The sequence below is a fragment of the Burkholderia pulmonis genome, assembly GCF_984667975.1.
Genome location: NZ_OZ480187.1, coordinates 2,505,331 through 2,527,904, shown reverse-complemented (window position 1 = coordinate 2,527,904; position 22,574 = coordinate 2,505,331). Strand labels below are relative to the sequence as shown.

Annotated in this window: 21 protein-coding genes and 1 pseudogene; 20 read left to right on the top strand and 2 right to left on the bottom strand. The window is 63.5% G+C overall.

Features of this window, described 5'->3' with window-relative positions:
• Window positions 1-280 precede the first annotated feature (280 nt).
• Window positions 281-1,321, bottom strand: a complete 1,041-nt coding sequence (locus AC5LXK_RS27990; RefSeq protein ID WP_493391890.1) for a LacI family DNA-binding transcriptional regulator — start codon at window positions 1,319-1,321, stop codon at window positions 281-283.
• 306 nt (window positions 1,322-1,627) lie between these two features.
• Here AC5LXK_RS27990 and AC5LXK_RS27985 point away from each other — a divergent pair, with 306 nt between their 5' ends.
• From AC5LXK_RS27985 to AC5LXK_RS27920, 14 genes and pseudogenes are all read left to right on the top strand, one after another.
• Window positions 1,628-2,563: an aldose 1-epimerase gene (locus tag AC5LXK_RS27985; RefSeq protein WP_493394076.1), complete on the top strand. Its 936-nt coding sequence runs from the start codon at window positions 1,628-1,630 to the stop codon at window positions 2,561-2,563.
• A 131-nt stretch (window positions 2,564-2,694) separates the two neighbouring features.
• Complete coding sequence (locus tag AC5LXK_RS27980) at window positions 2,695-3,723, top strand: ABC transporter substrate-binding protein (RefSeq protein ID WP_493391889.1); 1,029 nt, start codon at window positions 2,695-2,697, stop codon at window positions 3,721-3,723.
• Window positions 3,724-3,773: 50 nt separating this feature from the next.
• A complete protein-coding gene (locus AC5LXK_RS27975; RefSeq protein WP_493391888.1) occupies window positions 3,774-5,330 on the top strand; it encodes a sugar ABC transporter ATP-binding protein in 1,557 nt (518 codons plus the stop codon).
• 33 nt (window positions 5,331-5,363) lie between these two features.
• Window positions 5,364-6,341, top strand: coding sequence for an ABC transporter permease (locus tag AC5LXK_RS27970; protein WP_493391887.1), 978 nt, complete (start codon window positions 5,364-5,366; stop codon window positions 6,339-6,341).
• Window position 6,342: 1 nt separating this feature from the next.
• The gene (locus AC5LXK_RS27965) at window positions 6,343-7,338 is read left to right on the top strand and encodes an ABC transporter permease (RefSeq protein ID WP_493391886.1); all 996 of its coding nucleotides are present in this window, start codon (window positions 6,343-6,345) and stop codon (window positions 7,336-7,338) included.
• Window positions 7,339-7,593: 255 nt separating this feature from the next.
• Window positions 7,594-7,731, top strand: a complete 138-nt coding sequence (locus AC5LXK_RS27960) for an HHHH-motif protein (protein ID WP_493391885.1) — start codon at window positions 7,594-7,596, stop codon at window positions 7,729-7,731.
• Between the two features lie 62 nt (window positions 7,732-7,793).
• Complete coding sequence (locus tag AC5LXK_RS27955) at window positions 7,794-8,258, top strand: DUF3761 domain-containing protein (RefSeq protein WP_493391884.1); 465 nt, start codon at window positions 7,794-7,796, stop codon at window positions 8,256-8,258.
• A gap of 328 nt (window positions 8,259-8,586) precedes the next feature.
• Window positions 8,587-9,837: pseudogene (locus AC5LXK_RS27950) on the top strand (Crp/Fnr family transcriptional regulator).
• A gap of 13 nt (window positions 9,838-9,850) precedes the next feature.
• Complete coding sequence (locus AC5LXK_RS27945) at window positions 9,851-10,615, top strand: flagellar motor protein (protein WP_493391883.1); 765 nt, start codon at window positions 9,851-9,853, stop codon at window positions 10,613-10,615.
• A 57-nt stretch (window positions 10,616-10,672) separates the two neighbouring features.
• Window positions 10,673-11,341 (top strand): OmpA/MotB family protein, encoded by a 669-nt coding sequence (locus AC5LXK_RS27940; protein WP_493391882.1) that lies wholly within the window; start codon window positions 10,673-10,675, stop codon window positions 11,339-11,341.
• A 48-nt stretch (window positions 11,342-11,389) separates the two neighbouring features.
• Window positions 11,390-12,361, top strand: a complete 972-nt coding sequence (locus AC5LXK_RS27935; RefSeq protein ID WP_493391881.1) for a hypothetical protein — start codon at window positions 11,390-11,392, stop codon at window positions 12,359-12,361.
• A 133-nt stretch (window positions 12,362-12,494) separates the two neighbouring features.
• Window positions 12,495-14,357 (top strand): methyl-accepting chemotaxis protein, encoded by a 1,863-nt coding sequence (locus AC5LXK_RS27930; RefSeq protein WP_493391880.1) that lies wholly within the window; start codon window positions 12,495-12,497, stop codon window positions 14,355-14,357.
• Window positions 14,358-14,462: 105 nt separating this feature from the next.
• Window positions 14,463-15,251: a hypothetical protein gene (locus AC5LXK_RS27925; protein WP_493391879.1), complete on the top strand. Its 789-nt coding sequence runs from the start codon at window positions 14,463-14,465 to the stop codon at window positions 15,249-15,251.
• Between the two features lie 174 nt (window positions 15,252-15,425).
• Window positions 15,426-16,184 carry a hypothetical protein gene (locus AC5LXK_RS27920; protein WP_493391878.1) on the top strand — a complete coding sequence of 253 codons (759 nt, stop codon included), beginning with the start codon at window positions 15,426-15,428 and terminating at the stop codon, window positions 16,182-16,184.
• Between the two features lie 664 nt (window positions 16,185-16,848).
• Here AC5LXK_RS27920 and AC5LXK_RS27915 read toward each other — a convergent pair.
• A complete protein-coding gene (locus AC5LXK_RS27915; protein ID WP_493391877.1) occupies window positions 16,849-17,766 on the bottom strand; it encodes a hypothetical protein in 918 nt (305 codons plus the stop codon).
• A gap of 702 nt (window positions 17,767-18,468) precedes the next feature.
• Between AC5LXK_RS27915 and AC5LXK_RS27910 the strand changes: the two genes are divergently transcribed.
• From AC5LXK_RS27910 to AC5LXK_RS27885, 6 genes are all read left to right on the top strand, one after another.
• Window positions 18,469-18,765: a hypothetical protein gene (locus AC5LXK_RS27910; protein ID WP_493391876.1), complete on the top strand. Its 297-nt coding sequence runs from the start codon at window positions 18,469-18,471 to the stop codon at window positions 18,763-18,765.
• A gap of 301 nt (window positions 18,766-19,066) precedes the next feature.
• The gene (locus AC5LXK_RS27905; RefSeq protein ID WP_493394075.1) at window positions 19,067-19,477 is read left to right on the top strand and encodes a TIGR02594 family protein; all 411 of its coding nucleotides are present in this window, start codon (window positions 19,067-19,069) and stop codon (window positions 19,475-19,477) included.
• A gap of 143 nt (window positions 19,478-19,620) precedes the next feature.
• Window positions 19,621-20,253 carry a glutathione transferase gene (gene yfcF / locus AC5LXK_RS27900; RefSeq protein ID WP_081051937.1) on the top strand — a complete coding sequence of 211 codons (633 nt, stop codon included), beginning with the start codon at window positions 19,621-19,623 and terminating at the stop codon, window positions 20,251-20,253.
• Window positions 20,254-20,399: 146 nt separating this feature from the next.
• A complete protein-coding gene (locus AC5LXK_RS27895) occupies window positions 20,400-21,023 on the top strand; it encodes a LysE family transporter (protein ID WP_174993094.1) in 624 nt (207 codons plus the stop codon).
• Window positions 21,024-21,887: 864 nt separating this feature from the next.
• The gene (locus tag AC5LXK_RS27890; RefSeq protein WP_493391875.1) at window positions 21,888-22,148 is read left to right on the top strand and encodes a hypothetical protein; all 261 of its coding nucleotides are present in this window, start codon (window positions 21,888-21,890) and stop codon (window positions 22,146-22,148) included.
• Window positions 22,149-22,191: 43 nt separating this feature from the next.
• Window positions 22,192-22,419 (top strand): hypothetical protein, encoded by a 228-nt coding sequence (locus AC5LXK_RS27885; RefSeq protein WP_175965813.1) that lies wholly within the window; start codon window positions 22,192-22,194, stop codon window positions 22,417-22,419.
• Window positions 22,420-22,574 lie beyond the last annotated feature (155 nt).

The following is a 22,574-nucleotide window of genomic DNA, read 5'->3' as shown; positions in this document are numbered from 1 at the left end:
CGGAGCGGGCAGCGCGGCGGGTTGGCGCGCATTCGCTTCCGGTTACCGTCTCGTCGCGTTGCTGTGTCGTGGATCGGGGTTCTGCCCGATGTCGACGCAAGTATAGAAATGCTTTGAAATTATTACTAATAATTTAGTGATGGTGTTTACCCTGAAGTATCGGGTGGCAAGGGCAAACGGTCTGGGACGGAGGAAGGGCGGCGCGACGCGCGCGCAGCAGCGAGAGCGGGCGGCGAGGCCGCCGCACCGCATCGTGTTCAGGAAGGCGTTGGAGTGTGGGCTACGCGCTGGCCGATTGCGCGGCCGTCTCGACGGTGCGTACCGACCCGCGCTCGACCAGCGGCCCGTCGAGCTTGATCGCACGGCGGCGCACGGGCATCCCGACTGCCCGGTTCTGCTCTTCCTGCAGCAGGATCTCGACGGCCCAGCGGCCGAGCTCGTAGTTCGGCAGCACGATCGTCGACAGCGGCGGGTGCGTATGCCGTGCGATTTCCTGGTCGTCGTAGCCGAGCACCGAGATGTCGTCGGGCACGCGCATCCCGAGATGCTTGACGGCCTCGATCGCGCCGATCGCCATCAGGTCGTTCGCGCAGAAGATCGCGGTGGGCGGATGCGGCTCGCGCAGCAGCGACAGCGTCTGCTCGAAGCCCGTATCGGAGCCCCAGTCGCCGTCGCGCACGAGTTCCGGCGCGAACGGGATGTCGGCCGTCGCGAGCGCGGTGCGATAGCCCTTCAGGCGGTCCTTCGCGGCGTCCTGCCACGGTTCGCCGTTGATGTAGCCGATGCGCCGGTGGCCCGCGCGCAGCAGGTATTCGGTGGCCGCATGGCCGCCCGCGACTTCGGCCGGCACGATCGACGACAGCCCGCTGTCGGTCGTGTAGCAGTTGAGCAGCACGGCCGGCACGCGCAGCAGCTCGGACGGCAGCGTGACCTTGCGCGTATAGACGGTCGCATAGACGACGCCGAGCAGGTTCGGCATCGCGAGCACCGAGTCGAGCACCTGGCGTTCGATGTCGACGTTGCCGTGCGTCGAATACACGGCGAGCAGCTTGCCGTTCGCATAGGCCGCGTCGCGCGCGCCGTCGACGTTGACGACCGGATGCGGGCTCGTCGAGATTTCGTCGGCGAGATAGACGATCAGGTCGCGCTCGCCGTCGTGCGTCATCGCCACTTCGCGCGACAGGAAACGGTAGCCGAGCTCCTGCGCGATCTTCAGCACCTTCTCGCGCGTGGCGTCCGAGAATTTGGTGCCCGCCGCGTTGTTCAGCACGAGGGAGACGGTGGATTGCGACACGCCGGCAAGCTTGGCGATGTCGGTCATCGTGGGGCGACGTTGAGTAGAGCGTTTCACGGTAGGAGCGCGGTCCGGCCTCGGCAGGATGGGCAAATAAAATCAGTCATGAACAGCGGGTCGGATCAATCTGACCCGACGGTAACATCGGCCATCCGGGCCGGCAATCAAGCTTTACGCGTGCTGTGCCGGATACGTCGATGTCTGGATAATAATATCAACAAATATTATTGACCACGCGTGCCGCGCCGTGCCATCCTTTGGCGCACATGCCCGCGGCCGGCGCCGTATGCCGGCCTGCAGGGTCGTCAGTCTCTCGCCCGGGGATGATCGATGATGCCGATGGAAATACCGCGCAGCGCCAACCTGATCGCATTGACCAGCGCCACGGCCCGCGTGTGCGTCGCGCCGCAGGTCGGCGGCTCGATCGCCGCCTACTACGAGTTCGAGCGCGACCGCCAGCGGCACTGGTTCCGGCCCGCCACCAGCGAGGCGCTTGCGAGCGGCGACCCGCTCGGCATGGCGAGTTTCCCGCTGTTCCCCTACTGCAATCGCATCCGCGACGCGAAGTTCGAATTCGACGGCCGCACGATCGACCTGTCCGGCCCGCACGATGCATTCCGGCATGCGCTGCACGGCCACGGCTGGAGCCGGCCATGGCAGGTCGGGCGACAGGACGACACCTCGGTCGAACTGCACTTCGAGCACCGCCCCGATCCCGGCCGGCAGGGCGACTGGCCGTTCCGCTACGAGGCGCGCCAGACGATCCGGCTGGAGGGCGGCAGCCTGTCGATCACGCTGTTCGCGCGCAATCTCGACGCACTGCCGATGCCGTTCGGCATGGGCCATCATCCGTATTACGTCAGGACGTCGCGCACGCTCGTCAGGGCGCAGGTGGACGCGATGTGGCACATCGACGACGACGTGCTGCCGACCCGCGTCGGCGCGCATCCGGCTGTCGATGCACTGCGCGACGGGCTGCGGGTCGAGGCGTTCGATCTCGACAACAATTTCGTGGGCTGGGCGCGCGAGGCCGCGGTGATCTGGCCGGAGCGCGGCTGCCAGGTCGTGTTGTCGGCGCAGCGGCCGTTCGACCAGCTCGTCGTGTTCGCCCCCGCCGGCGGCGATGCGCTGTGCGTCGAGCCCGTGACGAACACGACGGACTGTTTCAACGTGGGCGCGCGCGACCGCGCCGCGCCCGTCGGCGGCTGCGTGCTGGCGCCCGGCGAGTCGCTGGAAGCGACGCTGCGCTGGACGCCCGGGCCGATCTGAGCGAGGGTTCCGACGGTACGGGATTATCCCGAGTCGGGTAGGCGATATTATCGAGTAATAATATTAATTCGTGACGCCGAAGCTGGCCGTGTGTGACACGACGGGCGGGCCGATCACAACACTTGGAGACGATGATGCCGAGCCGTGCAAAGCTGCAACGTATCGTGGTGACGATGGGTGTGACGCTCGGATGCGTCGCGATCGCGCATGCGCAGGACAATGCGCAGAAGGTCGGGTCCAGCTCCGCGCAGACCTGCACGAACCCGAAGCCGGGCAACGTGAAGCTGACCGATCTCGTGGTCGGCTTCTCGCAGTCGGAGAACGAACAGAATCCGTTCCGCGCAACCGAAACCGCGTCGGTGCGCGCCGCGGCGAAGGCGGCCGGCGTCAAGCGGCTGCTGTATACGAATGCGAACGCGAACCAGGCGAAGCAGGTCGCCGATATCGAGAGCATGATCAACCAGGGCGCGCAGGCGCTGATCGTCGCGCCGAACGATTCGACCGGCCTGCAGCCCGCGCTTGCGCAGGCCCGCGCGAAGGGCATCCCGGTCGTGACGATTGACCGGCAGACGGCCGGCACGCCGTGCCAGGATTTCATCACGTTCCTCGGTTCCGACTTCTTCCGGCAAGGTCAGCGCGCCGCGCAGGCGCTTGCCGATGCGACGGGCGGCAAGGCCACGATCGCCGAGATCCAGGGCGGCTATGGCAATACCGTCGAGAGCCAGCGTACCGACGGCTTCGCCGACGGCCTGAAGAAATTCCCGAACATGAAGATCGTCGCGTCGCAGACCGCCAACTGGTCGGCCACCGAAGCGCAGAAGGTGATGGAGCAGGTGTTGCTCGCGCATCCGGACGTGACCGCCGTCTACGCGCAGGCCGACACGATGGCGCTCGGCGCGATGACCGCGTTGCGGCAGGCTGGCAAGCAGCGCGGCGTGACGGTCGTGTCGATCGACGGCACGAAGGATTTCGTCACTGCGATCGCGAACGGTTCGGCCGCGGCGAGCGTCGAGACGAATCCGCGCTTCGGCCCGCTCGCGTTCAAGTCGCTCGAAGCGTGGTTCGCCGGCAAGCCGGTCGCGCAGAAGCAGATCATGGACGATGCGCTGTACGACAAGGCGAACGCGAAGCATTCGCTCGAAGCGAACCTCGTCTACTGACCGGCCGGCAACCGTTCGGCATCCGCTCACACTCGAACGCGAGGCGCGCGATGGACGCACCGCTTCCCGCCGGACCCGACGCTGACGACGGCGCCGGCGGCAAACCCGTCGTGCTCGAGACGCACGGCGTCGGCAAGACGTTCGGCGTCGTGCGCGCGCTCGGCGGCGTATCGCTGTCGCTGCGTGCGGGCGAGGTGCACGGGCTGATGGGCGAGAACGGCGCCGGCAAGTCGACGCTGATCAAGATCCTCACCGGTTTTCATCAGCCGGATGCCGGCGAGATCCGCGTGGACGGCGTACCCGTGTCGTTCGACAGCCCGCGTGCCGCGCAGCGCGCGGGCATCTGCGCGGTCTACCAGGAAATCAACCTGATCCCCGAACGCAGCGTGGCCGAGAACATCTTCCTCGGTCACGAGCCGCGCCGTTTCGGCCCGTGGATCGATCGCCGCGAAATGCTGGCGCGGACGCGAGAGATCGTCGAGCGCTACGGGCTCGACGTCGATCCGGCCGACAAGGTCGGCTCGCTCGGGCTCGGCCAGCAGCAGATGGTGTCGATCGCGCGCGGCGTGTCGCTCGGTGCGCGCGTGCTGATTCTCGACGAGCCGACCTCGGCGCTGAGCGCGGCGGAAGTGGAAGTGCTGTTCGGCGTCGTCGACCAGTTGCGTGCGACGGGCATTGCGATCGTGCTGGTCAGCCATCGTCTGTCGGAGTGCTATCGAATGTGCGACCGGCTCACCGTGCTGCGCGACGGCGCGGTGGTGCGCAGCGATACGCCGGATCACCTGCCGCGCATGGCGCTGATTTCGGCGATGCTCGGCCGCGAGGTTGGTGCGCACGGCCCGCGCGAGCAGGCGGAAGCGGCCGCTGCGGATTCGACGCAGGAACCGGCGCTCGCCGTCGACAAATTGCGCTGGGGCACGCGCTTGCGCGACGTATCGTTCCGCGTCGCGCCGAAGGAAATCGTCGGGCTCGCGGGTTTGCTCGGCGCGGGCCGCACCGAGACGTTCAAGGCCGTGTTCGGCGCGCAGCAGCCGGATGGCGGCGCGGTGCGTGTCGGCGGCCAGGCGCTCGACGGAGCGGACCCGGCGCGCGCGATTCGCGCAGGGCTCGCGTTCCTGTCCGAGGATCGCCGCTCCGAAGGCATTTTCTCGAAGCTGTCGGTGCGCGAGAACATCGTCGTATGCGTGTTGCCGCGCATCGCGCGCTTCGGGTTCATTTCCGTGCGCAAGCAGGAGGCGCTCGTCGAGCGCTACATCCGCGAGCTGGGCATCAAGACGTCGCATGCGGGCGCGCCGATCTCGACGCTGTCCGGCGGCAACCAGCAGAAGGCGCTGATCGCGCGCTGCCTGTCGACCGAGCCGTCGGTGCTGCTGCTCGACGATCCGACGCGCGGCATCGACGTCGGCGCGAAGGCGGAAGTGCACGATCTCGTCAAACGGCTTGCCGACGAAGGGCTCGCGGTGGTCGCGACGTCATCCGAGATGGAAGAACTGCTCGAGCTGGCCGACCGGCTCGTGATCCTGCACGAAGGCGCGACGAGCGGCGAGATGCCGACGCGCGGCGCGAGCCCCGACGACGTGACCGCGCTGCTCGCGAATCAAGCGTGACGCACCGGACATCGACCTGAGATTGAGGAAAGCGTGAATCTTGCCAACCTGATGAGCGAACCGGACGAAACACGCCGCACGTCGCGCCGCTCGCTGTTCGCGCAGGCGCGCGACCACAGCGTGTATCTCGCGTTCGTCGCGCTTGCGGTCTTCAACCTGATCGTCACGCCTGGTTTCTCGAATCCGCTCGCCGCACGCAGCCTGCTGTTCCAGGCCGCGCCGATCGTGTTGATCGCGCTCGGGCAGAACCTTGCGATCGCGACGCGCGGGATCGACCTGTCGGTCGGCTCGGTGATGGCGCTGTCGAGCGCGATCATTGCCGTGTGCTTGCCGTACGGAACGGGCGCGGCGTTCGCGGCGGCCATCGTGATCGGGCTCGCGGTCGGCCTGTTCAACGGCGGGCTCGTCGCGCGGCTCGGCATCGATCCGCTGATTTCCGGCCTTGCGTTGCTGGTTGCCGCGCGCGGGCTGGCCCAGGCCTTGCTCGGCGGTTCGCGCGTGAGTCTGCCGCCTTCCGATGCGTTCGATTTCATCGGTATCGGTACGTTCGTCGGGCTGCCGGTCGTGATGCTGATCGCGGTGGCGTGCGCGGCCATCGTGTTCTTCGTCGTGCGCAACACGACGTTCGGCCGCTATACGATCCTCGTCGGCGCGAGCCGCGATGCCGCGCATCTCGCCGGCGTGCCGGTGCGGCGCACGCTGCTCGCGGTGTATGCGGCGAGCGGTGCGCTGGCCGGGCTCGCCGGCCTGTTCGCCACCGCGCGGCTCGGCGCGGGCGATCCGAACTACGTGGGCGTGAACTTCGAACTCGATGCGATCGCCGCGTCGGTGATCGGCGGCACGCCGCTGTCCGGCGGGCGCGTATCGATCGTCGGCACCGTGTTCGGCGTGCTGCTGCTGCAACTGCTCGACGCCAGCTTCATCATGAACAACATCAGCTATACGTATGCGCAGATCCTGAAGGCCGCGTTCATCCTCGGCGCGCTGTACCTGCAACGCTCGGGAGCCTGACATGTCGACCGCGCCGATTTCCGCACACACCGCGCAGGACGCCAGCCGCGCACGACGCGCGCAGCTCGTTCGCCTCGTGCAGGCGCGCGGGGCGATCGCGATCCTCGTGCTCGTGTGCCTGATCGCCGGCCGTGTGTTCCCGCATTTCCTGAGCGCGCCGAACCTGCTCGACATCGTCGCGGCCGCCGCGTTCGTCGCGCTGATCACGATCGGGCAGAGCTTCGTGATCATCCTCGGCGGGTTCGACCTGTCGGTCGGCTCGCTCGTCGGGCTGGGCACCGTGATTGCCGCGTATGCCGCGCCGTATGGATGGGGCGCCGCGCTGGCCGCACCCGTGTGCGTCGGGCTGATCATCGGGCTGATGAACGGCTGGCTGATCGCGCGGGCGCGGATGGCGCCGTTCATCGTCACGCTCGCCGCGCTGCTCGGGTTGAAAGGGCTGTCGCTCGTGCTCGCGAGCCAGGACATGCTGATCGCGAACCCCGGGTTCTTCGCGACGATCGCGAACGGCTCGCTGTTCGGGATCGGCAATCTCGTGTGGATCGTGCTCGTCGCGTATCTCGTCGCCGCGTTCGTGCTGAATCACACGCGCTACGGCGCGGGCGTGTTCGCGATCGGCGGCAACGAGGAAGCGGCGCGCATGCTCGGCGTGAACGTCGAAGGGCTCAAGATCGTCACGTACGGATTGAGCGGGGCGCTGGCCGGGCTCGCCGGTGCGCTGCTCGCGTCGCACCTCGATTCGGGGTTGCCGGGCGCGGGCAACAGCTACGAGCTGCAGTCGATCGCGGCGGCGGTGATCGGCGGCGTGTTGCTGACGGGCGGCGTCGGCACGTTGTTCGGCCCGCTTGCGGGCGTGCTGCTGCTCGGCGTGATCGAGAACGTGATCAACCAGGTCGGCACGCTGAGCCCGTACTACCAGAACCTTGCGAGCGGCGCGTTCCTGCTGCTCGCGGTGATCGCGCAGACGCTGCTGACGGGCAAGCGGCGCAAGCGGTGAGCGGGCGTTTCGGCGCGCTCACCCGCAACCCCATCTCACACTCTTTCATTTCCCGGTTCTTTTGAATTCCGAATCGCGTCGCACGTAATAAATCGGAAAGCTGAATGACGTGCGATTGTCAGTTTGTTTCCGCTGGCACCGGTTCGATGTCAAAGATCGTCAATTGCGCATGAATGCGGTGCACGGCTTGTCGACGCCCGGCGTTAAGGAGGTACCAGCTGGATCACCGGCTGACCTACCCGGGAGAGTTGCACCATGAACCGCATCGCGAAAATCCTGACGGCTACCGCACTGGCTTGCGCCGTTCTCGTTCCGGCACTGGCCGAAGCGCATTCGCACCGCGAGTGCCATTTCGATCATCACCACCATCGCGTCTGTCGCTGGGTGCGTTAACGGTGGCTTTCCCCGGCGATGACCGGGGCGCTTTCATCATTCAGGCAAATCAGGAGAGGACTATGAAAAAAATGATGTTGATCGCCGCGCTGGCTGCCGGCATGGGACTGTCGATCGGTGCATTCGCGCAGGTTCCGGCCAGCGCGCCAGCCGGCACGACCGGCCTGTGCAAGGACGGCTCGTTCTACTCGGGCGCATCGAAGAAGGGCGCGTGCGCCGGTCACAAGGGCGTGAAGACGTGGTACGGCGCATCGGCGGCAGCCGGCGCGAGCGCACCGGCCGCGGCACCGGCCATGGCGGCTTCCGCCGCGCCGGCATCGGGCACCGCACCCGCGAAAGGCGCAGCGACGACCGCGGCCGCAGCGCCGGGCGGCGGCCCGGGCAAGGTGTGGGTCAACGACACGACGAAGGTCTATCACTGCTCGACCGACAAGTACTACGGCAAGACGAAGCACGGCAGCTACATGTCGGAAGCCGACGCGAAGGCGAAGGGTTACCACGCGTCGCACGGCAAGGCCTGCTCGTAAGCGGCCCGCGCGCGATTTTTTCGCGCGCTGCCCGGGAACGATCGGGATTCACGCCCCGCCAATTCGGCGGGGCGTTTTTGTTTGTGCAGCCGGCTGGCCAGTGCGCCGCGCTTTCAATTGCACTACACCCGTGCGCATCGAAATGAACATTCCGATGCAGCCGCGCAAGCCGCAAACGTTTTACCTTGATTTCGGTTCGAAACGAGGACGAATGCCCTAAAGGATGTTGAGGCCGATGACGTAAACGGGTCACGGGGATGACTCGCGATCGCATGCTTTCGACGTGCGACGCGCAGTCCGCAATATTCAGCGCAGCAGGGGAATCGACTTGAATCGTCAGCAATCGTGGACGCGTACGGCGGCGCCCGGGGAAATCATTTACTCCGAGGGTTTTGCGGGCGAGCCCGTCATCTTTTTGATTACCGACGGCAAGGTCGAACTGTCGACGCGCTGCGACGACAAGCGCGTGATCGTCGCGACGCTCGGCCGCGGCGAGTTCTTCGGCGAATCGGCGCTGCTTGCCGCCGAACCGCGTGCACATACCGCGAAGGCGCTTTCCTTCTGTCAGCTCACGGTCGTGCCGGCCGGGATGCTCGACGAGGAAATCGAGCGCGTGTCCGCGCTGCTGCGCCATATCGTGCGAACGATGATTCGTCGCGTGAAGCGCAAGGACGACCAGCTCGCCACCTATACGCATGCCGACTTCATGCCGGGCGTGCTGTCGTACGCGCATGTGCTGGCACTGATGGCGAATGCCGACGGGCGCGAATCCGGCGACGCATGGGCGCGCCGGCCGATGCAGGCGCATGCGGCCGAGACGTCGGTGCCGCTTGCGGAAGTGATCCGCAAGTGCCGCGCGATTGCCGGCCATTCGCGGCCGCATGTGCTCGCGATGCTGCGACGCATGGAGAAGCTCAATCTCGTCACGATCGAAGCCGCGCAGGGCGATCTTGCCGGCGGCGCAGCCGACTACGCGGCTTCGTCGGATGCGCGCCAGGTCGTCACGTTCGACGCCGCGCGCGTGATCGACCGCGCGCAGCAGGTTGCCGATCACGATCTCGACCTGTCGATCAACAGCGAACTCGAGCTCATCGAACTGGCCGATCTCGAATCGCTGATCGGTGTCTAGAAGACGCTGTTGCTCAACAAGCTGTCGAACGGCGAGATCGCCGACGAAGTGTTCGCGTTCCGCAAGTCGAAGGTGCTCAGCTACGTCGAGCAGAAGGGCGTCGCGTACTTCTCGCGGCGCAACGGGCGCCGCAGCGGCGATGTGCGCGCGCTCGAAGATCTCGTGTGGGTCGACCAGCGCACGCTGTTCGACGTGATCAGCACGTTCGATACGTACGATCTCGCGAAGCTGATTGCGAACCTCGACGATCGCGCGGTGGCCGACAAGCTGTTTTCCGTGATGACCGAGGCGCGTCGCAACGAAGTGTCGTGGGTGATGCGCCGCGAACTGAAGCTTGATCCGGTTGAAGTCGAGGAGATCGAGCAGCGCGTGCTGGATGCGGTGCGCGCGGCGAAGGCGCCGGCGGCGGGTGCGATGTCCGTCGCGTCGACGTCATCGTCGGATGCGTGAGACGGAGAGGCGTATGGATCTGTTGACCCTGGCCGGTGTGGTGCTCGGCGGCGCGGCGATCGTGTTCGGGTTCGCGCTGGAAGGCGGGCATTTTCCGATGCTGTTCCAGTTCGAGGCGCTTGTGATCGTGCTCGGCGGCACGCTCGGCGCGGTGATGATCCAGAACACGTGGGCACGCTTCTTCGACGCGGTGAAGCAGCTGCGGCTCGCGTTCGTGCGGGCGCGCGAGGTCGATCGCCAGAACCTGTCCGACCTGCTCGAATGGGGCGACCGCGCGAAAGTCGACGGGTTGCTCGCGTTCGAATCGATGGACGTGAGCGGCATTCATCCGTTCGCGCGCCGCGGGCTCGAACTGCTGGCGAATGGCGTGTCGACTGCCGTGCTCGAGGATGCGTTGCAGCGGGAGCTTGATGCGTACGAGCGCAGCCGCCTGGCCGCCGTGCGCGTGTGGCAGCAGGCCGGCGGCTATGCGCCGACGTTCGGCATTCTCGGCTCGGTGCTCGGGCTCGTGCAGGTGACGAGCCATATTCTCGAACCGGCGCAGCTCGGGCCGGGCATCGCGGTGGCGTTCGTCTCGACGCTGTACGGGCTCGCGTTTGCGAACCTCGTGTTCCTGCCGCTGTACGGCAAGCTGCGCGCGCAGATCGATAGCGAGATGCGATTCCGCAAGCTGTATCTCGATGGGCTGCTCGCGATTTCGCGCAAGGAGTCGCCGCATACGATCGAGACGCGATTGACCGGCGATGTGCGCGGGCGTGCGGCGGAATCGCTGGCTTGACGCGCGTGTGCCTGTTCAGGTGCCAGCGCCGTATGACGAACCGGGATGCTCGACCGCATGACTGCTCGAACTGACGGCGCATCCGCTGCCGATCGCGACGATGACGAACTTGAAGGCGCGCAGTCCGGGCGCTGGCTGATTTCGTACGCGGATCTCATCACGACGCTGATGGTGCTGTTTCTCGCGCTGTATGTGCTGCAGCTCGCGAAATACAACGCACTCGATGCGCGGTACCAGACGCTTGCGCGGCAGGCTGGTGGTGCTGCGAGTGCTGCCGATACGGTGACGCCCGACCATGCGCCGCCGTGGCTCGCGTTGCTCGATTCGTTGAAGTCGAACGGGCGTATTTCGCTGGTGAAGGCACCGCACGGTGTCGAGATCGGCATCGACGCGAAGATCCTGTTCAACGTCGGCGATGCGCACTTGCTGCCCGATTCGTCACCCGTGCTGAACCAGATTGCGCAGGCGCTGAGCGAGCACGCGACCGGCGATATCCTCGTCGAAGGCCACACGGACAGCGTGCCGATCTCGAACGCGAAATACGAATCGAACTGGGAGCTGTCGTCGGCGCGCGCGGGGAGTGTGGTGCGCTACCTGACCGAGCGCGGGGTTGCGCCGCATAGGCTGGCGGCGATCGGCCGGGCCGATACGCAGCCGCTCGTCGCGGGCGACGATGCTGCGTCAAGGGCCCGAAACCGGCGCGTCACGATCTTCGTTGCATACTGACTGGATTGTTTGCGTTCGTCCAAGAATAGAACCTGAGGGATTGTGTAGATGTCGACCGAGAATAATGTCGAGGCCGTTGCGGATGGCAAAAGCGAGCGCAGCGCTCGCGGTGTTTTCCGGCTGTTGATGCGTTTGTCGACAGCCGATTTGTCGCTGAAGAACCTGATCATCCAGACGGTCGTGCTTGCCTTGGCAATTGCATTGGCCTGCTATTACTGGCTGGGGCCGTGGATGGCGACGCATAGCGATTACTCATGGTTGAGCCAGTGGCGCTGGGTACCGTTGCCACTGGCACTGGGATATGTGGCGTTGATCGGATCCATGCGGCATCGGTCGCTGATGGCGGCGGATGCGGCAGTCCGAGCGTTGCCGAAGGGCACCCGAGACGAAAAGAAAAGTCAGCTCAAGAATCAGGTCGACAGAAAGCGCAGTCGGTACAAGATGATCGGCGAAGTGTTCGCAGCGATGTCGGTGCTCGGCGCCGTATTTTCGCTGGTGGGTTCCTATACGTCGTTTGACGCGAGATTCCTGCGACCCAGCCACGATGCGATTGCTGCGGATCTGACACGGATCCGTGTGTTGACTGAGCGGACATGCAGCATGGGTGTGACGGCGGACATCTGCGTGACCCCGCCAACCGTGAGTCAGATGATCGAAAACATCGAGAAGGAAACCGATCCGATCGCGCGGCGCGCTGCGGTAAAGGAGATGCTGGGGCGTGTGCGTCCATTGTTGGCGAAGATTGACGTCAACGCGTATGTCGAGTTCGCCCGGCCGCTCGATGAGGTCGATGCTGCAATCCCGGACGAAGCGCAGTTCTCATTGCTGCAGATGGCTATTGCGTCGTTTCTGGTTTTGACGGTTACCGTCGCAGTTGGATTCAAGCTTGCCGTTGCCGCGTATGAATACCGGATCACGTTCTTGCCTACCGACAGCGGGAGCAAGACAGCCGCCAAGCTCGATGCCGATCGGTGCACGAAGATGCCCTGCGCTGCCGAATCACGGGAATCATCAATATAAACAACGCAAATCCCGATAGCGCGGGAATATATCGATTTTCATATGATGGGCATCTGAAATCAGCGATGCGGTTCTGCGCGTGCATGCCGATAACTCAAACTGGCTCAGACCGAGCGGTTATCGAGGGTTCCCCATGCATTTCTGGCGCAAGCTTTCCATTCAGAACAAGCTGATTCTCAGCATGACGAGTTGCCTGCTCGTGTTCGTCGCGATTTCGAGCGGGCTCAGCGTCCGTCTGATCGGCAACGCGGTGCGCGATCGCGTCGTCCGCGAAGAGCTGCCGACCGCCGTGAATGGCATCCGCGCCGACGTGCAGCGCCAGATGGCCGGCCCGATCGCCGCGTCGCGCATTCTCGCGCGCGATGCGTTCGTGCTGCAATGGGAGGCCGACGGCGAACCCGATGCCGGCACGCGCAACTGGATCCAGCTGGCGAAGAACGTGAAGGACGAGCAGAAGGCTGCGTCCGTGCAGTGGGTGTCGGTGAAGAGCGGCAACTACTACACCGAAGCCGGCCTGCAGCGGAAGGTGACCGACAAGGATCAGTGGCTGACCAATTTCCTGTCGTCGGGCAAGGCGTACGACGTGAACATGGATCGTGAGGTGACCGTCGGCGGCTACATGATGTTCATCAACAGCCGTGTGGAGATCGACGGCGTGCCGATCGGCGCGGCGTGCATGAGCCTGTCCGTCGATGCGCTCGCGAAGGGCATCTCGGCCTACCGGATCGGCGAGACCGGCTACGCGTATCTCGTGCGTCCCGACGGCGCGATCATGATGCATCGCGATACGTCGCTGATCGACGGCAAGCATTTCCTGAAGGATGAACAGGGCCTGCCGGGCGACGCGTCGTCGACGCTGCTCGCCGGCAAGCCGTATGCGTACCTCAGCTACGAGGGCGACGGCGGCGCGCGCTTCATCGCGACGTCGTTCATTCCGGAGCTGAATGCGTATGTCGTCGTCGAGGTGCCGCAGGCTGAACTGCTCGGGCCGGTGACGCGCGCGATCCGCAGCGCGGCGCTGGTTGCGGCGGTGGTGGGCCTCGGGGTTGCGCTGCTCGTGATCTGGCTGGTGGGCCGCGCGATTGCCGCGCCGATCCGCCGCGCGGCGACGCTGCTGTCGGAGATCGCCAGCGGCCAGGGCGACCTGACGCGCCGCATGACGGTCGAGAGCGAGGACGAGATCGGGCAACTGTCGGATGCGTTCAACCGGTTCGTGTCGTCGCTGTCGACGCTGGTTCACCGGATTCGCGCGGCGTCGGCTTCGATTGCGACCGGGTCGGCGCAGATTGCTTCGGGGAATGCGGATCTGAGCGAACGGACCGAAGGGCAGTCGAGCAACCTGGAGCGGACGGCTTCGTCGATGGAAGAGATCACGGCCGTGGTGCGCAACAACACCGAGACGGCGACGACGGCCGCGAAGATGATCAACGGCGCGTCGGATACGGCGGCGCGCGGCGGGCAGGTGGTGGGCGAGGTCGTGACGACGATGGAGCAGATCAGCGACGCGTCGCAGCGAATCTCCGAGATCATCGTGATGATCGACAGCATCTCGTTCCAGACGAACATTCTGGCGTTGAATGCGGCGGTGGAAGCGGCGCGGGCCGGGGAGCAGGGGCGCGGGTTTGCTGTTGTCGCTTCGGAAGTGCGGAATCTGGCGCAGCGCAGCGCGCAGGCCGCGAAGGAGATCAAGGCGCTGATCGAACACAGCGCGGGGACGGTGAATACCGGGTCGCGGCTGGTGAGTGAGGCCGGGAAGGTGATGAGCGACGTTGTCTCGCAGGTTCAGGGTGTGAGCGCGATGATGAGCGAGATCGCCGAGGCGAGCCTGGAGCAGAGTGCCGGGATCGACCAGATTGGCGATGCGGTGCAGTCGCTCGATCAGATGACGCAGCAGAATGCGGCGTTGGTCGAGGAAAGCGCGGCAGCGGCGGCGAGTTTGAAGCAGCAGGCGGCGGAATTGACCAAGCTGGTGTCGGCTTTCAAGGTGGATGAGTAAAGTCTGATTTGCGATTTAGAATGAAGCGTTTCTGAGGGACGGCTGCCGTGGGTTCACGGCAGCCGTTTTTGCATGTCGGCGCGGGATTCGGTGACGTTTGTGAAAATGAAACGCATTTCCAGATTGAAGGTTGGGGTGGGGGCGGTGGTGCTGCTCGCCGTCATTGCTGCGGTGGGGGCGAAGGTTGTCGGGTCGCCGACGGATTCCTATCTCGCTTATCGGGAGAAGGCTGCGGCGGAGGTTAGCGCGGCGAAGATGGAAGATCAGGCGGATCTGGACAAGAAATATGCGGCCGAGGTGAATGCACGGCTGGTTAAGCTTGTCGGGCCGGTGAAGGTGAAAGGGTTTTCTGCGCAGGCAGGGAGTAACGTGCAAAGCGTTGTTCCCGATGACGGGATGACGCCCGGGCCGGATGGGCTGTTCCTGAAGTCGGATGACGGGAAGGTCAATCTGCTCGTTACGACGGTTCCGCTTTTGAAGGCTTGGGCGAAGAGGGCCGATGCGGGGATCAAGTCTACGGACGATGTTGCCGTTATCTTCGATAACGAGACTTTTTACACGGATGTGTTCGCTGATGATGCGGCGGCGTATCGGTTTGCCGAGCTGCCGGTGAAGCGGAAGCCTGCTGATGCGGTGGTGAAGGCACTGCTGCTCGGGGAAAGCCAGGATGGGGTGCCGGAGGGGCCGAATACGTTGGCTGTCTCGGTCAAGCAGGGGGAGAGGGTTTATGTCCTCTGGCGGGAGGTGACGGTGCCGGGGATTGCGGCTTGTGGGGCGGGGCGGGTGGTTGAGGAGAAGCGGCAGGAGTGTTTTGCGAAGCGTTTGCCCGTGCAGAGGCGATATTCGCAGCTTGTGTCTGAGGCGCAAGTAATGCTGGATGACGTTGTTCAATAAAAAGCAACCGATTCGGTTCAGTTTTGTCGACCGTCCGTCTGGTCTCGGCCAGGAGCGGCCCTTGGGCAGCGCTGTCGCGTGGCCGTTCGTACGTCACTTCCACCATAAAACCGGTCGTTCAAGTCAAATTCGCCTAGACTGCGACTATTGCCGACGCCTTCCCGATCCCCGACCATGTTTCGAGCAGATATGCCGCGGGTGTTCGAACTGCGCGATCTGATAGAGGAGCCACAGGCCCCGGAGGCTTACTTTCAAGACTTTGAACTCACGCTTTGTGACGGACTCGCGAGAGAGATATGGCTTGCCCGCGAGCGGGAGTTCCAGCTGCTTGACGCGGCGTCGTGGGAGGCCCTGAAGGAGGAAGCCCGGCCTTACCTGACGCGGCACGATCCCCGCGGGCGCGGGTGGTCGCAGTTAATCAACATTCTAAATCAGGCTCGAGCCCACAATCATTTGGCTGCCCGGGGTTGCTCCGGGGTCGCTTTCGTCCCGCGAGGTAAGAATCCGACGCCAGACCTCGAAGGTACCCTCAACGATCGGAAAGTGCTGTGCGAGGTGAAGTCGATAAATATCTCAGCGGAAGAGGCGGAGCGTCGGAATACGCGGGCAGTAGGATCGATAACTGCTTCGCTTGACGGGAAGTTTCTCAAGAAGTTGACGAGCACGCTGTGTAAGGCCAAAAGTCAAATGCTTGCCTATGACAACGGTGCTGCTTGCATCGCGTTTATCATTATCGACTTCGATGACTTCCTCGGCCAATACAAAGCCGACTACTACGCGCAGATAGATCAGCACCTTGAGTCGGAACCTGTCCAGGGAATCGAGATCGTCATTTATAACCAGCGTACAGCTTTTCATCCACATATAACCATGCGAAGTGCCTTCGTCGTCAACGAAGCAGCCTGGCCGAAACCTGAGCCCAGTGAGCCTTAGTCGGTCACGCTGACGCGTGTGTCAATTAAACCGACACAGGGTGAGGACGCTACTGGTCACAAATCGGGTACGCCATGAACACATTCAACGACGATCTCAAACTAGATTCTTTGCCCGACCTCGATTGCATAAGTGTCATTGGCATAGCCATAGTAAAGCGACGGGCGAAGATGAGGAAGCCCTGAATGCTCGTGCATTGGCGTGGTGTGAACAGCTTGATGCGCGCACCCTGAGCGGAGAGCACGCGCGTCTGTGCGGCGAAGTGAGCGCAGGCCCAAAACTTACAGGAAGGCGAAAACATGCGACGCTATTCGCGGGTTCGTGAAAAGCTGACAAACTCTCTTTATCGACTCGCCACGTGGGAAGGCGACGTTAGGGACCGACTTCGCGGCGCGCATTGGGTTTTAAGGCAGCTCTCCACTGAGGAATTGCCGCCTGAACTTCGCGATAGCTGGCAAAGCATCATGCACCGCCTGACCCGGTACGGCCCAGAAGTGTTGCATGATGGAGAAGTGTTTCGGGACGCTGTGACTCACACGATGTCACGAATTCGAAACAGCACGGGGCGTGCAATCGCAACCGATATCTATCGCCTGTACAGCACGTTCATCAGCACATACGGGGCATGACGAAGACGCTGACGAGCGCGCGCCAGAGCGCGTACTTAGGCGGGAACCTGCTGCTTTTGTCCAACGACGCGGCGAGCATGGCAGACCCGCTGCGTTTCGTGATGTTGCAGAACAAAGAGCTCCGGTTCGATCGCGATTAGCCGCACGTTCTGCACGGCGGGCAGGTACAACAGCGGCGAGGTGCTATGTGGGAAAAATTCGTAGAACCGGCGGCGAACGTCCGCTTCGACGTTGCGCAGTTCAGCGTGAAGCGCCCTATACCACCCATAGACCTCAATGGGCACCCCTGTTGCCGTAACTCCCGCCTTGGGCAGGATCGCGCGCCCGTTCACGTGTATGGAAAAATTCGCGTGATTTGAGCGTAACGCTTTGACCTGGTCTGGGCTAAATGCTTCGGCCGTTATCGCTTTGGGAGCAAAGTGCAGTTCGGGCCAGTTTCGGTCCACGACTTCGAGCAATCGCGGATTGTCAAAAAGGTCTGGCTCGCCGTGGGAAACGATGTCTATCAGGTAAGCCGTATCGTCCTTGATGCGCAGTAGCAATAGCTCGGATTCCCCATGCTTACGTGCGACGAACCCCCGCTTGTCAACCGTGTTGATACTGTTCAGGTGCAAGTGATGAATGCCCCAAGTGAGGAGAAGCGTATCCTGATACGCGGCGCGAACCGCCCGCGTTGAAAGATACGGGTGAACGCTTTCGCCCTTACGCAATCGCGACACTATCTCGTCAAAAGCCTTTCTGTGCGCCCTGTACTTCGGATTCTGTCGAATATCGTCCGAAAGACGCACCTCGTAAGGCACGGGCGGAATCGTACGCTCGGCACGCGTGAACAGGATGGCGAACCGGTCGAAGGCCGTATCGCGCGGCTTCGGCTTATAGCCAAGGTTAGATAGAAGCTGAACTGCTATCGAGTCGGCGTCAGCAACCAAATCCATCGCTAACAGAAACCGCATACCGGGCCACTCCATGAAGTTCTAGAAGGCGCGCAATGCAAAGCGGCCCGCCATCACGTCGCTGTCAAATCGGACCGCATATAGCAGGCGGTGCCGGAGAAACGAAGAATCGGCCCGCGATCCGATTCGTGGATCAGCCCTTTAAGGACACCGTCCGACGAACGTCCGCTTCCTGTTGCGGATTCAACCGGTCGATGTTCCGGTATGTCGATAGTCCGCTTCGGGGCGGTAACGGTCAACCGTATCCGTATCGATTGATTTGCGTAAGCCAAGACCTGATCTCTCAGTCAGCGTGAGATCAGGTCTGAGATTGCTTCGCCGTCACTTCATCAAGGGCCGTGAACGACCCTGAGCCGCCATTCAGCAAATCCTAAGGTAGCCGTTGACAGAGCCTGCCTTGGCCGTGTTCTCCGCATCCGTCTCGTGTTGCGCGCCCCCTATGCCTAACGGCCAGTCCCCCCCAAATCCCCATTTCTGAGATGCCAGCCCGGCTACACTGGTCGTGAAGCCTTGCTTCTCGCCATCGGAAGTTTGAACGCAGTCCCCTCCGCACCGATGGTCGAAAGAAAGTCGTCTTGCCCAACAAGACACAGCGGAAGGGGAGAAAAAAGGGGAAACCCAAGGCATCAAAGAAGCGCGGGCCGCATGGGCGGCAACCCATACGACCCGCTGACCACCACCAACTCACTTAAGGAGTTGAAAATGGCTGACGCCAATACTAAGCCACGTCGCAGGAAGAACAAACACGTCGACGAGCAAAAGACGTTTGAGCTTGTCCTTCGCAACTACCCGGATCTCCCCAAGCGTGGCTGGCCGTACCTGCCCTGGATGAAGGCGATCGATATCAATTTCAAGCTCTTCGGATTCAAGCCGGGCGACCGCGTGTACCTCGACGTGAACGAAGTCACCCGAAAGATCACGATCACGCCGGACTACGGCCAGTTGGCGCTGCGAGAGCAGCCGTACCACGATCCTGATCGGGGACCGTCGCCGCTATAGCACCCGCGAGGCCGCTTGATGCGGCTCTAGCGAGTGGAGTGCAGGCGTTACCTGAATGCGACAGACTGCCGGGGCGAATCCGCCCCGGCCATTGCCGCGAACGCCGCGACTCACCCCCACATCCACCTTCAACAACTGTCACGACCGCAACAAGGCTCGTGAGGCCCAAACACGCCCGCCGAAATCTCGCCGCCCGCTTTCCGCATTCATGCGAAGATTACCCACATCCCGAAAATCCGAGACCGCCGTGACCCGTTCGACCCCCGAGGGCAGCCCGGAAACGACCGCCCACTCACCCTGGATGCCCGTCGCGCTGGCCGAACTCGGCATCCGTCGCCACCCGCCGGGCAGCATCAACCCGCGCATCGTCGAATACAACAACCAGACGAACCTGGTCGGTTACGACGACAAAATTTCCTGGTGCTCTTCCTTCGTGAACTGGTGCATGACGCACGCCGGGTTCCGCGGCACCGGCTCCGCGCTCGCACGCTCATGGCTCGAATGGGGCCGCCCGCTGGAGCGCCCGATTTACGGCTGCATCGCGATCCTGACGCGCGACGACCCGGCGAGCTGGAAAGGGCACGTCGGTTTCTACCTGCGCCACGACACCGAACACGTGTACCTCTTCGGCGGCAACCAGCTGGAAGAAGTCCGCGAACTTGCGTACCCGTTGAACGAAGTGATCGGCTACCGCTGGCCCGCCACCGCATGACCCCGCAGCAGCAGCGCACACAAAACACCAAACAACGCCTTTCCCGCCGCTGCTAATCTGTCGGACACACCGCATTGACCCACCCGGAGTCCGTCGGCGCGCGAACCCGTGTCGCCGATCTCCGCACCCACAAGGAGCCTGCAGTGCAAACCGGTAATCTCCGCCTCTACGCGGATGCGCAATACACGAGCCCTTACGCGATGTCGGTCTTCGTCGCGCTCGAGGAAAAATCGCTGCCGTACGAACTGGTGACCGTCGATCTCGGCAACCGCGCGCATTTCGCGCCGGACTATGCGGCGACGTCGCTGACGCAACGCGTGCCGACGCTCGTGCACGACGATTTCGCGCTGTCGGAATCGTCGGCGATTACCGAGTATCTCGACGAGACATTTCCGGGCACACGAATCTATCCGGCCGAGCCGCGCCAGCGTGCGCGGGCGCGTCAGGTGCAGGCGTGGCTGCGCAGCGACCTGATGCCGATCCGCTCGGAACGGTCGACCGAAGTGCTGTTCTACGGCCCGTCGAGCGAGCCGCTGTCGAGTCTCGCGCAAGCCGCCGCGCAGAAGCTGTTCGCGGCTGCCGACAAGCTGCTCGCGCCGGGTGCGGCGCACCTGTTCGGCGAGTGGAGCATTGCCGATGTCGATCTGGCGGTGATGCTGAACCGTCTGGTGCTGAATGACGATCCGGTGCCGCAGCGCCTCGCCGACTATGCGCGTGCGCAGTGGGAGCGGGCGTCGGTGCAGCGCTGGGTGAAGCTGAAGCGTCCGCCGCTGTAATTCGCGGAAGCAGCGGCGTGTCGGCGGCGCGCAGGAGTGCGTAGCGCGCCGGCACGTCGTGCTATCCGCAGCCCGATACGCACCGAAAATCGGCATGCTGGATTGGGTCGGTTTTCTTCCTTCACGTCGAATTCACACGAACTGCCATGAGCTATCTTCCCCAACTCGCCGCAGTCGGCGGCGTGATGTTGCTGGCGTGCGTCAGCCCCGGCCCCGACCTGATCGCCGTTTCGTCCCATGCGCTCGGCAATCGCCGTGCGGGCCTGCTGGCCGCGTTGGGCATTGCGTCATCGCATGCGGTCTGGGCGGCGATGGCGATTTTCGGGCTCGGGCTGATCGTCGCGAAGCTCGCGTGGCTGTATGAGGCGATTCGCATTGCCGGTGCCGCGTACCTGATTTACCTCGGCATCAAGACGCTGTCGGGCCTGCGTCAGTCGGCGCAACAGGCTGAATCCGCGAGCCAGCCGGTTGTGCGCGGCGGCGTGCACGCGTATCGGAAAGGGCTGCTGGTCGGGTTGACCAATCCGAAAGCCGCCGCGTTCTTCGGCAGTCTGTTCGTCACGCTGTTGCCTGCGCACGCACCGGCGTGGGTGCATGGCGCGACGCTGGCTGTGGTCGTCGCCGTCTCGCTGACGTGGTTCTGCACGGTTGCCGTGCTGTTCTCGACGAACCGCGTGCAGACGGGCTACGCAAAACTGCGCAAGCCGATCGACGCGGTGATGGGGACGATCCTGCTGGGGCTCGGCGCGAAGCTGGCGCTGGATCGGTAAGCAAGGCAGCGATCGGTAGTGCTATCGGTCCAATCGTCATTCGGCCCGCGCCAGCTACCAGCCTGATCGCTGCGATCCCGTTCGGGCACGCCGTCGCAAACGCATCGTGGGTGTCGTCGTGGCTGGCGCTGTATCGCAGGCTTCGATAGTCGAGATGAAGCCGGCAGCCCGTTTGTTGTCAGAGATTCAAAACGGCGAGCATACGTCCGGCGTCTACGCATGTCGACCACCAGCTCCCGAAATAAAACGAAACTGCTGCGAGTCGGTATGCGGAATCGGGAATGATTGAGGAATGTCCTCGATTTCACTCCCTGAGTATCCGGGTGTTCGGATGTGAAGAGTCGGGATGCCTGCATACCCCCTCGATGCCGCCGGATAGCATGCGCACATCAGATACCGATTCCGGTTTTGCACGAAGAGGTACGGCACGTGCGTTCTCTGGTCTCTGTACAGCGCTTCGCTGAACAAGCGGCCCGCGCTCCCCAATAACTCCCATCCCGGCTTTGTTTCTATTAACACGGCCATGTACCCAAAGCCGTCCAGCCCGGCCCGGGCAACGCAGTCGATACGCGAACAGCTGACGTCCAGATTGAATCTGCGATCGAGCCAATTCGTGCGAGATAGCCCGATGCCCAGATGGTCAAAACCTCCTCGTCGAACAGGCGGCGCAGGTCGTATCGCGGGCGACATCGCGAGTGCGAATCGAAAGGAAACCACAAGCCGCTCGCAGGGATAAAAGCCCGCTCACGCGTGCGTAATACAGATTTACAAAGTCCGGGCGATGCGGCGTCAACAGTGGATCGGGACGGGACGTTCACTACTGCAGCAACAATCCTTTTCACAACAAGACGGAGAACTGCACTCATGAAACTCAAATCCATCCCCGTGATTCTGTGCGCCGCTTTGATGGCGAATGTCGCATTTGCCGACGAGCTTCACAACAAGGCGATGGCCGCCACGCACGATCTTCAGCGGTCCATCGAGGAAATGCACGTCATCCAGCAGGAACACGGCGGCGAGTTTGGCGGCCACATGGCGCGTGCGGAGCAACTGGCCCGGCAAGCCGAGCAGGAGCGTGCCGCGGCGCTCGACTACTACCGCGCACGGCACCCGGGCTGGCAGTAACGCCTGTCCACGAAACGTGGCAACGACGTTTGGATGATCAATGATGAAAACAAAATCCTGCTACACCCTGGTCGCGTCGCTGCTGTTGGGCGCATCGCTGTCCGGCTGCGTGGTGGCCCCGGCTGAACCGCCGGCTGTCGCCCCCGCCGGCGTCGTCTACGTTGCGCCGGTCGGCGTGATGCCGGCTCCCGGTTATTCGTGGCGCTATCACCCGCACTATGGGTGGGGATGGTGGCATCCGCACTACGGCTGGCATCGCGGCTGGCGTTGATGTGTGACGATGCGCGGGAAGTCCCGCGCATCGATCCCGGATGCAAGAGCAGGGCACGGGAAAGGTCCCTTTGTCCTGCTGCCCGGCACACCCGATGGCGCGTTTCCGCGATGGGGCAGTGGCGGGCACATTCGTGCGAAGATTGGCGCGGTGCG